The 14,920-nt window shown below is 40.1% G+C and carries 13 protein-coding genes and 5 pseudogenes; 6 read left to right on the top strand and 12 right to left on the bottom strand.

All coding sequences use genetic code 11. The features are described 5' to 3' along the window. Positions 1–84: 84 nt before the first annotated feature. From brnQ to ACEWFH_RS06060, 6 genes and pseudogenes are all read right to left on the bottom strand, one after another. A pseudogene (gene brnQ / locus ACEWFH_RS06085) lies at positions 85–1,394 on the bottom strand (branched-chain amino acid transport system II carrier protein). A gap of 184 nt (positions 1,395–1,578) precedes the next feature. Continuing rightward, positions 1,579–2,009 (bottom strand): annotated as a pseudogene (locus tag ACEWFH_RS06080) (YhcN/YlaJ family sporulation lipoprotein). A 243-nt stretch (positions 2,010–2,252) separates the two neighbouring features. Then, positions 2,253–2,861, bottom strand: coding sequence for a DedA family protein (locus ACEWFH_RS06075; protein ID WP_473726520.1), 609 nt, complete (start codon positions 2,859–2,861; stop codon positions 2,253–2,255). Positions 2,862–2,973: 112 nt separating this feature from the next. Further along, the gene (locus tag ACEWFH_RS06070) at positions 2,974–3,486 is read right to left on the bottom strand and encodes a GNAT family N-acetyltransferase (RefSeq protein ID WP_473726519.1); all 513 of its coding nucleotides are present in this window, start codon (positions 3,484–3,486) and stop codon (positions 2,974–2,976) included. A 32-nt stretch (positions 3,487–3,518) separates the two neighbouring features. Then, on the bottom strand, positions 3,519–4,433 hold the full coding sequence (locus tag ACEWFH_RS06065; protein ID WP_473726518.1) for a Nif3-like dinuclear metal center hexameric protein: 915 nt from the start codon (positions 4,431–4,433) through the stop codon (positions 3,519–3,521). A gap of 1 nt (position 4,434) precedes the next feature. After that, positions 4,435–4,863 carry a GNAT family N-acetyltransferase gene (locus ACEWFH_RS06060; RefSeq protein ID WP_473726517.1) on the bottom strand — a complete coding sequence of 143 codons (429 nt, stop codon included), beginning with the start codon at positions 4,861–4,863 and terminating at the stop codon, positions 4,435–4,437. 71 nt (positions 4,864–4,934) lie between these two features. Between ACEWFH_RS06060 and ACEWFH_RS06055 the strand changes: the two genes are divergently transcribed. After that, positions 4,935–5,246, top strand: a complete 312-nt coding sequence (locus ACEWFH_RS06055; RefSeq protein ID WP_473726516.1) for an MTH1187 family thiamine-binding protein — start codon at positions 4,935–4,937, stop codon at positions 5,244–5,246. A 192-nt stretch (positions 5,247–5,438) separates the two neighbouring features. Here the strand turns inward: ACEWFH_RS06055 and ACEWFH_RS06050 are convergent, their stop codons facing one another. Together ACEWFH_RS06050 and ACEWFH_RS06045 are read right to left on the bottom strand one after the other, a co-directional pair. Beyond that, entirely contained in the window at positions 5,439–7,004 is a 1,566-nt protein-coding gene (locus ACEWFH_RS06050) for an SPFH domain-containing protein (protein ID WP_473726515.1), read from the bottom strand. A gap of 14 nt (positions 7,005–7,018) precedes the next feature. Further along, positions 7,019–7,552 (bottom strand): NfeD family protein, encoded by a 534-nt coding sequence (locus ACEWFH_RS06045; protein WP_473726514.1) that lies wholly within the window; start codon positions 7,550–7,552, stop codon positions 7,019–7,021. A gap of 232 nt (positions 7,553–7,784) precedes the next feature. Between ACEWFH_RS06045 and ACEWFH_RS06040 the strand changes: the two are divergent. The 5 genes and pseudogenes from ACEWFH_RS06040 to ACEWFH_RS06020 all read left to right on the top strand — a co-directional run bounded on the left by ACEWFH_RS06040 (position 7,785) and on the right by ACEWFH_RS06020 (position 11,939). Further along, positions 7,785–8,464: pseudogene (locus ACEWFH_RS06040) on the top strand (DNA alkylation repair protein). Positions 8,465–8,674: 210 nt separating this feature from the next. After that, positions 8,675–9,966: pseudogene (locus tag ACEWFH_RS06035) on the top strand (homoserine dehydrogenase). 1 nt (position 9,967) lies between these two features. Further along, positions 9,968–11,025, top strand: a pseudogene (thrC, locus tag ACEWFH_RS06030) (threonine synthase). Next, positions 11,026–11,676, top strand: coding sequence for a homoserine kinase (thrB, locus tag ACEWFH_RS06025; protein ID WP_473726513.1), 651 nt, complete (start codon positions 11,026–11,028; stop codon positions 11,674–11,676). After that, positions 11,655–11,939: a hypothetical protein gene (locus ACEWFH_RS06020; protein ID WP_473726512.1), complete on the top strand. Its 285-nt coding sequence runs from the start codon at positions 11,655–11,657 to the stop codon at positions 11,937–11,939. Before thrB ends, ACEWFH_RS06020 begins: the two co-directional genes overlap by 22 nt. Positions 11,940–11,961: 22 nt before the next feature. Here the strand turns inward: ACEWFH_RS06020 and ACEWFH_RS06015 are convergent, their stop codons facing one another. From ACEWFH_RS06015 to ACEWFH_RS06000, 4 genes are all read right to left on the bottom strand, one after another. Further along, a complete protein-coding gene (locus ACEWFH_RS06015) occupies positions 11,962–12,087 on the bottom strand; it encodes a hypothetical protein (protein WP_473726511.1) in 126 nt (41 codons plus the stop codon). 218 nt (positions 12,088–12,305) lie between these two features. Further along, positions 12,306–13,118, bottom strand: a complete 813-nt coding sequence (locus tag ACEWFH_RS06010) for a glycosyl hydrolase family 18 protein (RefSeq protein ID WP_473726510.1) — start codon at positions 13,116–13,118, stop codon at positions 12,306–12,308. A 32-nt stretch (positions 13,119–13,150) separates the two neighbouring features. Then, positions 13,151–13,483, bottom strand: a complete 333-nt coding sequence (locus ACEWFH_RS06005; protein ID WP_473726509.1) for a hypothetical protein — start codon at positions 13,481–13,483, stop codon at positions 13,151–13,153. Positions 13,484–13,581: 98 nt separating this feature from the next. Beyond that, positions 13,582–14,817 (bottom strand): aminopeptidase, encoded by a 1,236-nt coding sequence (locus ACEWFH_RS06000; protein WP_473726508.1) that lies wholly within the window; start codon positions 14,815–14,817, stop codon positions 13,582–13,584. Positions 14,818–14,920 lie beyond the last annotated feature (103 nt).

Here is a 14,920-nt window from a genome sequence, read left to right as displayed (position 1 = left end):
TAACATTTGTGCGGATAATATAATATTGCTAATGCAAAAAAAGATGCCAAAGGAAATAAATAATCCTTTGGCATCTTTTTCTTTTTATGTGGAGAAGATCACGATTCTTCCTCTGATCAGTGCAATGATGAACCCGACAACTGCACCGATAACAGCCGGTAAAAGCCAGCCGATTCCGTCTGCATATAAAGGGATATGCGAGTAGATTTGTTCAATCTCACCGAGATTAAATCCGAATGCTTTTAATCCGTCTGCAATCGAAATTAATGCTGTGGCAATGATTGCACCAAGGTAAACTTCTTGTCTTCCTGAAAATGCTTCGTGAAAATAAGACAAAATGATGAGCACGATAGCCACTGGATAAATGGCTGTTAAAACAGGAACAGAAACTTTAATTAACTGACTTAGACCAAGATTCGCTACACCTGCACTAAAAATACTTAATACAAGGATAACGGTTTTATAAGATAGCTTCGGAAACATTTTGTTTGCAAACTCACCGCAAGCTGTTACAAGACCAACTGACGTTGTTAAACAAGCTAATGCTACAGCGAGGCCGAGAAGTAAGTTTCCAGGCTGGCCAAACAATTGTGAAACGACATTTGTTAAAATTTGTCCGCCATTATCTGATTTCCCAAGTGCTTGACTTGTTGCGCCAAGGTAAGCAAGGATACCGTACACTGCCGCTAAACATAGCGCAGCAATAATACCTGCTTTGATAACCATTTTAGTCACTTGCTCTTTCTTCATACCAGGCTGCTTTACAGCTGTAATTACAACGATTCCAAATGCAAGAGCCCCAAGTGTATCCATCGTTAGATAGCCATCCATGAACCCTTTAATTAGCGGGCTGCTCGCATATTCTGGTGTTGCCTGTCCTAATTTCCCAACTGGCGTAATAATCGCTTTTACAAGAACAGTTCCAATAATAATCAACAATAAAGGCGTTAAAATATTACCGATACGATCTACTAGCTTTGATGGATTTAATGCTAGCCAATAAGTTAGAGCAAAAAATGCGACAGTGAATAAGAACAATGGCAGTCCACCATTCATACTTTCAGGCAGAAATGGCATAGCAGCCATTTCGTATGCAACTGTCCCTGTTCTTGGAATTCCAAAGAAAGGACCGATTGCTAAATAGAGAATGATGGCAAAGCCTGCGCCAAACAGTGGATTTACACGTTCAGTCAGCGTTTGCAGCCCACCGCCTGATCGGGCTAGTGCGATAACACCTAATAAAGGTAAACCTACTCCTGTTATAAAAAAGCCAATCATGGATTGCCAGACCATATCTCCTGCTGACTGACCCAGTGCTGGCGGAAAGATTAAATTCCCAGCTCCAAAAATAAAGCAAATAACATCAAGCCCACCGAGAGCGTTCTTTTTTCCATGTTAATATCCTCCTCCGTGGTCATTTATCTAAAGTTAGTATTTATCGAAATTTGTCGAAATATTTTATCCATATGTATTTGTAACATGATATTTGATTGGAGTCAATATTCAGATATAATGAATTTTCTAATAAATAATGACAAAAGGTAAGGACTGAGATATTCTCAGCCCTTTTTTAGGTATTTAACGGTTCGTTGGGAACATGCGTTGAATCGTATCATTGAATTCTTTGATGAAACCTGAAACTGGGTTTCCTTTGTTGATCTCATCTGCATAGCCTTTCATACGATCCATAAAATCAGGGTTTGTGGATACAAACACATCATTAATGTCTGGATCTGTGCTTCTTACAGCATCCCCGATTTTTTCTCTGTTTCCTTCGTAAGCTTCATGCTTTCTCCACCTTCAAGCATGGCTGCAACATAAGCATTATTATCTGTAACGATAACTGTAGCGTTCTGCACTTCTTTTAAGTCTGTAACTTTGTTAGCAGCCTCATCAGCGACATCCATTCGCGCATTTTCATCATAACGGTTGTCCGTACCCATATTCATGTTGTTGTTCATATCGTTCATGTTACGGTCAGCACGGTTGTCATAATTTACTTCAGTCATGTTATTGCGTGCTTCTCTTCCCATGTCTTTATCGTTGTTGTTCATGCCACATGCTCCTAAAAAGGAAGCAAGCATAACGGCCATTGAAGTAACGAGAATCGTCTTTTTCATTAAATGACACTCCTTTTAAAATTTTTGACTGTCATCTAATAAAATTTGTTGGAATAAGAGAAAATATACATAAGGCTCATTTGTTGTTAGGAAATGGATATAAAAAAAGCCTCCCAAAGCGGAAGACGATTTCTATTTAAACCACTCGTATGAACTTTTGTTTTTCGGCTTAAAAATTAACCACGCAACGACACTTAGAATAACAATCGTGAATGCATATAACCCAATCTTATGAATCACATCCATCACAAGTGCCCAGCGTCCTGCAAGCTGATAGCCGATTATTAAGAAAAAGGAACACCAGAACATAGCTCCACTATATGCATAAAGGGCAAACTGCCTCCAGTTCAATGAATACATTCCCGCAAAATAAGCAGTCAGATGTCTAACACCTGGCATAAAGTATCCAAAAAACAGAGCTGCTTTTCCATATTTCAAGAAGAAATTTTGTGTTTTGTTTATTTTCTCTTCAGAAATTCCAATCTTAGGACCTAACTTATTTAACAAAGGCTTACCGCAGATTGTTCCGATGAAATAACTCCCCGTAATACCTGTGACAGCACCTAAAAAAGCACTCAGTATAGCAGGCACCGCTGGCAGATCTCCTGCAAAGATGAAGTAGCCTACTGTGGCCAAAAGGATTTCATCAGGAATCGGCAACCCAATAATACCTAACGCCAATAATAAAAAAATGCCGAAATAGCTATATTGATGAATTATATTTATTAAGTCGAATTCCATGACATCACCAACTTCTTTTTTACACCTTCTACCATTGTAACGATAAATTAGGTGATTTGGGAAGGGGAAAATACATTTTATGATAATATATGCGTATGGGACGAGATGGACACTATATGCACATAGCCTCTAAATCAAGCCATGCAAAGCATTCTTCAGTCAATTCTTGATTTCCGATCACGATTTGTTCTTCATCTATTTTTTTACCACCTAATGAAATATATGCTTGTTTTGACGGATTATCTTTTAATACCCATACAATCATACTTGTATTTCCATTCGCTGCAAGCTCAGCTGCAAACATACGTAACATTTTTGTTCCAAATCCCTTTTGTTGAACATGTTTTAATAGATAAAAGGCATACACTTCACACTCATAAGGATGATGGGATCGAATAGGACCACCAGAAATAAAGCCGCAAAGATTCCTTTCTTCATCTTCTAATACAAAAACAATGTGTGATTTTTGAGGTAGCCATTCTTTCCATCTTGCTGTTCTTTCATCAATTGACATTTGAGATAAATAGTCAGAATCTACTAATCCTTTATATGATTGCTGCCAGCTTTTCACGTGCACGTGTGCAATGTTCGCTGCGTCTGTTTGAGCAGCCCGTCGAATGTTCATGTTGTTCACCTCATGTTAGAAGTTTTATCAATCTAAATCCACCATTTACTCTGTGGCAAAAGCGTTACAGGTAATTGAAATCTTTCTTCAAACCATGGTTTCATGTGCGTAGCGTGTACTAAGTATTCTGAAGCTGCATGGGAGACACCTATTAAACTCATTGAAGTCGTACTGATATATTCCTTCATTTGATCATATTTCTTTTTTCCATAATCATTATCGATATGACAGTGCACTTCTCCCGTCAAATAAGCTTGTGCCCCCATCTTTTCAGCTTCTTTCATCGCGTCCACTTTATCACCACACCCTGCTACGATAGCTATTTTTGTAATGGTAGAGCGAGATGTCCCTTGTACATCTGCATATGGAACTCCGAATATTTCTTTTGAATCATCTATTAGACTTTCTGAAGAAACCGGTGAAACTTCACAAATAATCCCACAAGCTCCTTTTTCATCTTGATGGAACTCACCAATTACTTTCGCATTGAGCGCTTCAGCTATCGCGTCACTCGTACTGATCACTCTGGAGTAATCCAGTGGTACATGAAGAGTAAAAACGGATAAACCCTTATCCTTCATTTGTTGAATATAATGGGGCGGAATAGGAATGAATCCACGTCCCCACTTCCCGCGTGGATCACCGCACTCCATAACGAGTGGATGGTGCATAAATAAGAGATCGCCAGGGTCGCTTTCTTCAATAAATCTCATTAATACTTCGTCTGATGGAAACACGGCCAGGAAAACACGATTCACCTCTTCTTCTCCTCTTAACATAAGCCCATTAAACAACTGATTAAATTCTGGCTGAAACTCATTGCGCCAATCAAATTCAATAGGGTCATACACCATCGGGATAAAACGACTGAACGCTGGGTCAGTTCCGATCTCCCTATAATGGAAAAGCTCATCAAGTGCGTCATCTATCTTTTTCAATTGAACCATGTTATTCGACACCTCTCCTATTTATAAAATAAATAATCTCTGGATCTCCCTCATCTAAGTTGTCAACGAAACCACTTTTACTAAACCCATTTTTGTCGAAGACCTTTTTCATAGACTCGTTTGATTCATTGGTTGATGAAAATAGTTTTTCTGTTGGCGAAACCAATGTCATGTAGGTCAGCAATTTACTAGCTAATCCTTTTCTTTGATGGGCCGGATCAATCATAATTAAAGATATAAAACAGCTCTCAAAGAATTGAACATGATAGATAAGAAACCCAGATAATTCATTTTCGGTGGATATAATCAAACACCTTTCCCCTTTTATCGCCTGATCTATTTCTTCTTTTCTTCGGTCACTTCCGATTATGTTTTGATCAATAGCCACTATTTCGTTAAAATCATGTTCATTTGCCTGCCGGATTTCCATATGTATCATCCTCTTATTTGTGATTATGTACGGTTTTGCTACAATAGAGAAAAAGTTGAGGTGTTATTCTTATGGCTATTGTAGACATTACGATTATTCCAATCGGTACTGAAACGCCAAGTGTCAGTGCTTATGTAGCAGAGATTCAAAAAGTTCTTCAGCAAAGCAAAGATAAAGTAAGTTACCAGCTTACACCGATGAGCACGTTGATCGAAGGAGAACTTTCGGATCTTTTTGATGTCATTCAACAGCTGCATGAGGTTCCATTTTCTAACGGCATTCAGCGAGTGGCAACAAACATACGCATCGATGACCGCCGAGATAAGAAGTCCACGATGGCTGGAAAACTGCAAGCTGTTGAGGCACAGATGAATAAGAAGTAGTCTTGAGTTTGAGAGGTGCCGAGCGCTGAATTAAAATGAGCGCTCGTAAACCCTCTAGAATCGCTCGTAAATCTCAAAAATCGCTCATAAGCTCCAAGTATCGCTCGTAAATTTCAAGAATCACTCATAAACTCATAAAAAAGCTTACTCCCCGGGTTGTTTCACCCCGTTCAGAGTAAGCTTTTCTTCTATTTATTCTCCCTTTGAAGCATTTACCTCTGCTTTTTCCTTCGTTGCTACCGCATTTGGCTGCTTTTTTGCAAAATCAATGCGAAGATCGTCAATGCTTTGGCGCACGTTGCCTTTGCCAGAGAAGTTCTCCAATAGTTCCTTCACATCAATGCCAGATGAAGCTTTCAATGATTCTTGCAGAGAGGACATCAAGTTTGTCGCATAACCTGTAATACGGTTCGCTCCGCCGTTCTCACTGCCGCCAGTATCCACGACTGTAATTTTATCAATGTTAGAAAGTGGTGCTGCCACTTGCTTCGCGTATTCCGGAAGCATCTTGATCATCATATCCATCATCGCAGCCTGGCCGTATAACTCAAACGCTTCGGCAATCTTCTGCTTCGCTTCGGCTTCCGCAAGACCCTTCAGACGGATAACATCTGCTTCCGATTCCCCTTTAGCGCGTTCCGCTTCTGCTCTAGAAAGACCGTCTAAACGTACTTTTTCAGCTTCGGCTTTTGCCATTGCTTCAACACGATACTTATGAGCATCCGCTTCAGCAACCTGTTTGCGTTTGTCTGCTTCTGCGTTCTGTTCAACAGCATAGCGATCTGCATCCGCTTTTTTCTTCACTTCTGAATCATATTGCTTTTCACGACGCAGAATCTCTTTTTCTTCAAGTTCAATCTGTTTTTGACGCTCGATGATTTTGATTTGCATCTGCTGTTCTGTAACTTGTTGTTTTGCGATGGCTTCTTCCAGATGGTAAGCTTGGTCAGCACGCGCTTTAGCAACATCTTGCTCGCGGCGGAACTCAGCTACTTTTAATTGATTCATCTTTTCAGCTTCAGCTACTTCCGTTGCACGGCCGAGCTCTGACTGCTTCGCTTCTTTATCTGCTTCAGCACGCTTGATGCGCGTTTCTTTTTCCGCTTCCGCCATTGCCATATCCGCATCTCGTTTAATCTGTGCGATACGCGGTTTACCTAGTGCATCCAAGTATCCATTCTTATCACGCAGATCCTTAATCGTAAATGAAACGATAATTAATCCCATTTTTGCAAGGTCTTGAGAAGCAACGCGCTGAACTTCTTGCGAGAATTTTTCACGATTCTTATAAATTTCTTCAACGGTCATAGAACCTAGAATGGAACGCAAATGACCTTCAAGTACTTCACGTGCTTCATTTTCACGATCTTCTTTCAATTTTCCTAAAAACTGCTCAGCAGCAGTCGCGATTTCACCTATTGAGCTCCCGACTTTTATAATCGCTGTTCCATCAGCCATAACTGGAACACCTTGCTCTGTATATACTTCTGGTGTTTGAACATCCAGTTTACTCGTTAATAAGCTTAGCGGCTTTGCTTGTTGGAATACCGGCAGAACGAACGTACCGCCACCGCGAACGATTTTAATTCGATTTCCAGATTCGTCGATGTTGACGTTCTTACTTCCCAAGAAACTTCCTGTTACGATCAATGCTTCATCAGGACTTGCTGTACGATATTTCGTAATAAAAACACTAATAAGAGCAACAACCAAAAAGACAACAATCCCGATTACAATAAATAACGGTGAAAAACTCATAACAACCCCTCCAGTTAATGAATATATGTTTGTTCCACTTGCTCATAACGCATAACCGATACGACACCTTTTTGGATATCGATGATCAACACTTTTTCCCCTTGTGAAATTGGCTTGTTATCCATGCTTATAGCAGATTTAGAGATTCTTCCGCTGATGCCTTCAATTAATATTTCGCCAAACCCATCGACGGGAACAGAAGTTAGGACTGTGCCAACCCTGCCCTTTAGGTCTTCATCACGATAGGCCAGGGATTCTTCTGAAGATCGAATCGGCATAAGGACGAAAACGTTTAGTAGAGTAACGAGCAATAACGCTAGCAAAGCACTAAACACCATAATGAACCAGCTGTTAATATTGGTCATGATCTCTAATAAATATCCGGAAGCCGTTCCAATGGTTAAAAAGGATAAAATGAGCGAAGGATGTAAAAAATCCAATGCCGCATCAAGCATGTCACCAAAAAGGATATACACAAAAGTGATGCACCCAAAAATGATAAAACTGCCCAAATAGATCGTAGACAACGGATACCCAAACAGTTCCATGGTCATCTCTCCTGTCCTGATATCTTTTAAACTAAGAACTTACGTAAACCACATCCCTCTTGTCGAATATCTTTAACCTTAACAAAACGAACTAAAAAACATTGTAAAAATTTGTCGACTTTTAAATAATTTCCAATATTGGTTGTATATAGGTTATTACGTGAACACATGAAAAAAGTTTCAGTTTGTTAACAAATTTTTGTATAATTTTGTTAAGAAGGGATGGGATCCTATGTATGCAGAGAAATTATGGTTGCATTTAAACGCACTCGCGAACAAAGAAGATGCTGAACCGATGAAAAAGTATATGCGTGATCAGTTTGAATTCTTCGGTATTCGTTCTCCGATTTTGAAACAAAGTCTGAAGGATTTTTGAAAGAAAATGGACTGCCTGCAAAAGAGGAACTCTCCAGTTTTATAAAAGAGGCGTGGTCAAAGCCTGAACGAGAAATGCAGTATTCAGCTTTCACGGTAGTAGACAAATTAAAGAAGCAGATGACAAAAGAGGATATTGAGTGGATTGAATATATCATCGTAAACAAAAGCTGGTGGGACACGATTGATCACATCGCAAAACAGATTGCCGGCTATTACTTTTTAAAATTTCCTGAAGAAATTACACCAGTTACTGAACGTTGGATTGCCTCTAAGAACATTTGGCTTATGCGTTCTGCTATTCTGTTTCAACTTGGGTATAAAGAGAAGACCGACAAGAAGCTCTTGGCACACATCATTAAAGAAACGAAATACGAACAAGACTTTTTTATCCGTAAAGGGATAGGATGGGCACTTAGAGAGTACGCACACACAAACGGAGATTGGGTGTGGGATTTCGTACATACAGAAGAGTTAAGTCCTCTTTCATATAAAGAAGCCATTAAAAATATTAAAAAAACAAAGCAGCCGAATTAATACGGCTGCTTTTTTTTAACCGATAGCATCTGTCAGCTTCTGAATTTGCTGGACCGTTCATCATACTAAGTTTTTGGAAGACTCTTTTTACCATGTAAGCGCTATCTAAATCTTTACAAAAATCCCTGTTGTGCGATTGATCAACTCCATGTAAAATGTCCATATCAGACAAACAAGTGTATTTTCTATAAAAACAAAGGGGCGGATAAAATGGTTACTCATGTTTCAGTAGGACTTCTAGGATTAGGAACAGTCGGCAGCGGTGTTGTAAGAATGATTGAAGGAAACCGCGAAGAATTACAGCATCGTGTTGGATGCCCTGTTTTTATAAAAAAATATTAGTTCAAGATGTGGAGAAAGAACGGCTTGTCTCCATCAACAACGAATGGCTGACACAACATCCGGAAGACGTACTCCAAAATCCAAACATACATGTAGTGATTGAAGTGATGGGTGGTATTCAGTTAGCACGAGAATATATCACACTAGCACTGCAAAATAAAAAGCATGTCATTACAGCGAATAAAGATTTAATGGCACTTCATGGTGCAGAACTTTTACAGATTGCTCATGAAAATGGATGTGACCTTTTCTATGAAGCAAGTGTGGCTGGCGGAATCCCGATCATTCGTTCACTTGTTGACGGGCTAGCGTCAGACAGAATCACAAAAATGATGGGAATTGTAAACGGAACAACAAATTATATTCTTACAAAAATGGATAAACAGCAGCGCAACTATGAGGAAGTATTAAAAGAAGCTCAAGATCTTGGGTATGCAGAAGCTGATCCCACTTCTGATGTAGAAGGAATTGATGCGGCGAGAAAAATGGCGATCCTCTCAACACTCGGTTTCTCCATGCACATTCATCTAGATGATGTAAAGGTTTCTGGTATCTCTAAAGTAACGCAAGAGGATTTGGAATATGCGCGTCAGTTTGGTTACACGCTCAAGTTGATCGGAAATGCGAAAAAGGACAACGGAAAAGTGGAAATCAGTGTTGAACCGACATTGCTTCCAGACTCCCACCCGCTTGCGAGCGTTCATAACGAATACAACGCCGTGTATGTATATGGTGAATCTGTCGGGGAAACGATGTTCTTTGGTCCAGGTGCTGGGCAGCTTCCGACTGCTACATCCGTTGTTTCCGATTTAGTTGCAGTCGTGAAGAACATGCGACTAAGTGTTAACGGAAAGAGTGTGATTGCTCCTCAGTTCGATAAACAATTAAAGCAGCCTAATGAGATCGACGGGAAATTCTTTTACCGATTGTACATTAAAGATGAGGCAGGTGCCTTCTCAACAATCACTTCCCTCTTTGCTCTTCATGACATCTCACTTGAAAAATTGATTCAAAGTCCTGTCGATCATAAAGGTGTTGCAGAAGTTGTGATCGTGACACATGGCACAAACAAACATTTAGATAATCAAGTATACAACCTGCTTCAAGACTCAGACGTTGTACAAGAAATCAAAAGTCATTATCGTGTGGAGGGTGCTTAACATGCAGTGGAACGGTCTCTTACATCAATACAAAGAATACTTGCCAGTCAATGAATCTACTCCCTTTTATCATTAAATGAAGGGCACACTCCACTCATACCGTTAGAGCACTTGTCAAAAGAATGGGGCATCAAATTATACGCCAAGTATGAAGGTGCGAATCCTACCGGCTCATTTAAAGACAGAGGGATGGTGATGGCTGTTGCCAAAGCAAAAGAAGAAGGCAGCAAAGCAATCATCTGTGCTTCTACAGGAAATACATCGGCCGCTGCCGCTGCCTATGGAGCGAGAGCAGGACTCAGATGTATCGTTGTGATTCCGGACGGAAAGATTGCTCAAGGAAAACTTGCTCAAGCGAAAATGTATGGCGCTGAAATCTTTGCGATTGAAGGAAATTTTGATGAAGCCCTTCAAATGGTGCAGCAAATGAGTGAAGAAGAAGAGTTCACTCTCGTTAATTCTGTAAATCCATACCGGTTAGAAGGTCAAAAAACAGCTGCATTCGAACTGGTTGATGCACTGGATGGAGCACCTGATATTCTAGCCATCCCAGTTGGAAACGCAGGCAACATTAGTGCTTATTGGAAAGGCTTCAAAGAGTATGATGCTGTTAAATCTTCTGGCCTTCCTAGAATTCATGGCTTCCAGGCGGCAGGTGCTGCACCTATCGTGAACGGAGCTGTTGTAAAAAATCCAGAAACGATTGCGACAGCTATTCGAATCGGAAACCCTGCAAGCTGGAAATTAGCATCAGCTGCATTAGAAGAGTCAGGCGGAGTGATAGATTCTGTAACGGATGAAGAAATTTTAGAAGCGTATCAGATGCTTGCATCAAAAGAAGGTGTTTTTGCAGAACCAGCTTCATGCAGTTCAATTGCCGGATTGTATAAGCAATACAAACAAGGTGTTCTTCCTAAAGGAGTATCGGTTGTAGCTGTGTTAACAGGCAACGGTCTTAAAGATCCAGACATCGCTTTAAAAACAGTCGCACAAAAACCTGTCGTCATCCCAAACGATCTTGAATTATTACGTCAGCAGCTAAAAGGATGTGTTGTATAAATGAAAGCAGAGCCATTTTCCATACATGTTCCAGCAAGTACAGCTAACTTAGGCCCCGGCTTCGATTCCGTAGGGCTTGCAATGAACCGGTACTTAACCGTTCACGTCCAGCCATTCGCACCGCGAAAAACGACTTTTCATGGTGAAGAACTTCAAGCATTAAACAAAGACGAAAATAATTTAATCGTCCATGCTGCACATTTTACAGCGGATTCTTACGGCAAGAAACTGCCTCCTTGTCAGCTGGACGTTGTTAGCACATTCCCGACTTCAAAAGGAATGGGAAGTTCTGCGTCTGCGATCGTTGCAGGTATTGAACTGGCAAACATCCTTTTAGATTTAGAGCTTTCAAAGCAGTCAAAAGCACTTTTAGCCAGTTCCTTAGAAGAACATCCTGATAATGTGATTCCGGCCATTTTCGGTGGACTCACAATTAGTTTTTACAACGGACAAGAATTGGAGACGGTTCATGTGCCTGATGTAGCTGTTGAAATGATCGTGGCGATCCCTGATGGTGTTCTTCACACCAAACACTCTCGTGGTTCACTGCCAAATCTTCTGCCCTTTAATAAAGCAGTTGAAGGAAGTGCGATCAGCAACGTGCTTGTTGCGGCTCTAATGAAGAACGATTGGAAAAAGCTGCTGATATGATGAATCGTGATTTATTTCATGAGCCGTTCCGTTCTAAATGGGTACCTATGTATGCGGAGCTAAAGCTAAAAGCCGTTGAGCTTGGGGCATATGGTGCAGCTATTAGTGGATCAGGGCCTTCTATCGTCTGCTTTACTCCTCATCAAAAAGCAGCTGGGATTACAGAACAACTGTCATTGTTGTTTCCTCAATACCACTTTGAGACGGTTTTTCCCGATCGCAGAGGTGTTGTGGTGGAGAAATGTTTATCCGCTGCTTTATAAAACGCTGTTATCGCATTCCAAGTTACTCTTGAAAGTAATTGATTTCCGTTTCAGGTGCTCGCTTTCCATGGGGCGTGCGGTGAGCCTCCTGCCGCTTTGCGCCATTAGGAGTCTCCACCTGACCGCTCGTCCCGTAGGAGTCTCGCACCTTGCGCTTCAATCAACTTGCAAATGAAGAGAAAAAAGATCCAAAGGCAACAATCATTTAGAAAAGAACTTTAGATAAGAGCTTTATTAAATTGATGAAAAGGAAGGATCGCTTTATAAGCTCCTTCAGGTCTAGAAGTTAATTGGAGCGAGTATTAATAAAACACTCCTATATTACGAAAAAAGGGATTAAGCTCTTTGAGCTTAATCCTTTCTTTTTTATCTATGTGCAATTTTAAATTCATCTCTTAAAAGCGTCCAGTTTTCAGGGAATGGTTCACCTAGAACCCAATAGGCAAGACCTCTTAGCTTATATTGTTTTACTAGTTTATTTTTTGCTTCTGCACTTTGTTCATTTTCAAACCAGACAACGTGTTCTTTACCATTATCATCTTTGTAGTTAAAGAACGGAGCTTGAGCATCGTTGTCATACTTTACAGTAGCTCCTTCTTTTAACGCCAAGTCATGTGCTTCAGCTGGTGCCACGCGTTTAGCAAATTTATTACCCTTTTTATAAGGAAGTGTCCAATCATAACCGTATAGTGGTGCTCCCATAATAATCTTTTCCGGTGGAATGACCGATGTTGCGTATTTAACTACCTTTTCTACTTGTGGTACAGGTGCTACAGCCATCGGTGGGCCACCAGACCAGCCCCACTCATATGTCATTAATACAACGAAATCTGCAAGTTCTCCATGACGTTTATAGTCATGAGCCCCATGCCAAGGACCTTTTTGCTCATCACTTGTTTTCGGAGCTAATGCGGTTGAAACCTTAAAACCTTCTTTTTGTACGAGTGGAATAATTGTTTCTAAAAATCCGTTGTACAGCTCACGATCTTTTTCTTTAATGTGCTCGAAATCAATATTTAAAGCTTTGTATCCTTTCTGCTTCATCGTACTGATGACGCTTCCGATTAATGTTTTCGATGCAGTTTTATCAGTAAAAATGGTGTGGGCTATCTCAGGTGAAAAGTTTCCATCTATAAAGTTTGTTAACACCATCATCGGCATAGCTTTAGATTTCTTCACCTCTTGAAGAGCAGCATAATCCTTGATCGGCTTTAGAGAACCATCTTTGTTAACTTGATAGCTAAAAAAGCTACATATGTTAAATCATTAACAGCTTCTTTTACATCTTTCACAGATTGCTTTGCTTCTAATGGTTCTAAAAACCCTAGTGTCTCAATCTTTGTCTTGCCATGAGTAGTTTCCGCTTTAGAAATATCTTGTTGTTTTTTCTGTGGTGAATTAATCTGTTCCAATCTTGGACTATTTCGCGTTTCGTTACTCATGTTCTTTGGTGCTGCTTCGCTCTCTTTCATATTGTTAGAGCCACCGCCGCAACCGCCGAGTACAATGGTGAATGCCGCTAATAACGCGACTACTTTTTTCATATACAAACCTCCTCAGTTTTAGTTATTTTTCCAATAAGAGGTTTGTACTATTCTTATTAATTTAAAAAAGACTCCAGCTAAGTGGAGTCTTTTCGTCTTTATATCGCCCAGTTACCATTTTTAAATAACGGAATGCGTTTGCCATCCTCATACTCTGCCTCAATTTCCAAATCTGCAGAGCCGATCATAAAATCAGTATGACCTCGGCTAAAGTTAATTTCCTTCTCTTCCATCTGCTCAGGCGTTAAGTTGCCAGCGTCTTTAACAGACATCGTAATAGAAGTTCCGATCGCTAAGTGACAAGATGCATTTTCATCGTACAACGTGTTATTGAAAATGATGCCTGAATTCGAAATCGGTGAATCGTGAGGTACTAATGCAACTTCCCCTAAATAACCCATTCCATCGTCAATGCTTAACAACTGCTTAAGCGTGTCGTACCCTTCCTCAGCTGTGAAATCTACCACTTTTCCATCTTTAAACGTCAAACTGAAATTATCGATTAAATTCCCCATTGCTGAAAGTGGTTTAGAGCTTGAAACTTTTCCGTTCACACCATATTTTCTTGGTGTCGTGAAAACTTCCTCTGTAGGAAGGTTCGGGATATAATACGTACCGAAAGTAGAATGATGTCCTCCGCCGATCCATGTATGATCAGGGTGCAAATCAATGCTTAAGTCTGTACCTGTTGATTTATAATGAAGCGTCTTAAATTGCTGCTCATTTAAGTAGTTTACTTTATCACTTAATGTTTTTACGTGCTCTTCCCATGCAGCTACAGGATCTGCCTGATCTACTCGTACTGTTTTAAAGATTGCTTCCCATAGCGCTTCTACCGCTTCTTCATCGTTCATTTCTGGGAATACACTTTTTGCCCAGCCAACTGTAGGTGCACCAGCAATAGCCCAATGCATGTCTCCTCTTAATTGTCCTGCAGAAAATGCCTGTAGTTTTTCGCCGCGGTTCTTTTGTACGAACATCATTCGCTCAGAAGGAACACCTTTATAAGCATTCGGATCGTTTCCAGTGATCATTAAAAAGCAATCATGATTTTCTACAAGGCTGTTATACTTGTCAATTTCCCATGAAGGAAGATCGTTTTTCAGGATTTCTTCATCGGCATGAGTAAGATGGATGCGGTTTGTTTGCGTATCATTCCAATCCACCATCACTCGCTTACAGCCATTGTCATAAGCGTGCTTCGTTACCTTACGTGTAAATTCTACAGCTTCTATAGGAGAACTGATTAACAATTTTTGTCCTTCTGACAGACCTAATCCTACTTTAACAACCAACTCAGCGTATTGATCTAACTTTTCTTCAAACGATTTCATACTTTTCCCCTCCGATTGGTTAAACATAAAAACGACTGATAAGTTTATATTATTACTATTATATAAAAAAAGAAAATTTAGACTACTGTTTTTCTTAAAGCTG

This window comes from Fictibacillus sp. EA-CB0309 (assembly GCF_055814265.1).
The sequence above is the reverse complement of the archived record's forward strand: the minus strand, read 5'-3'. Positions and strand labels throughout refer to the sequence as shown.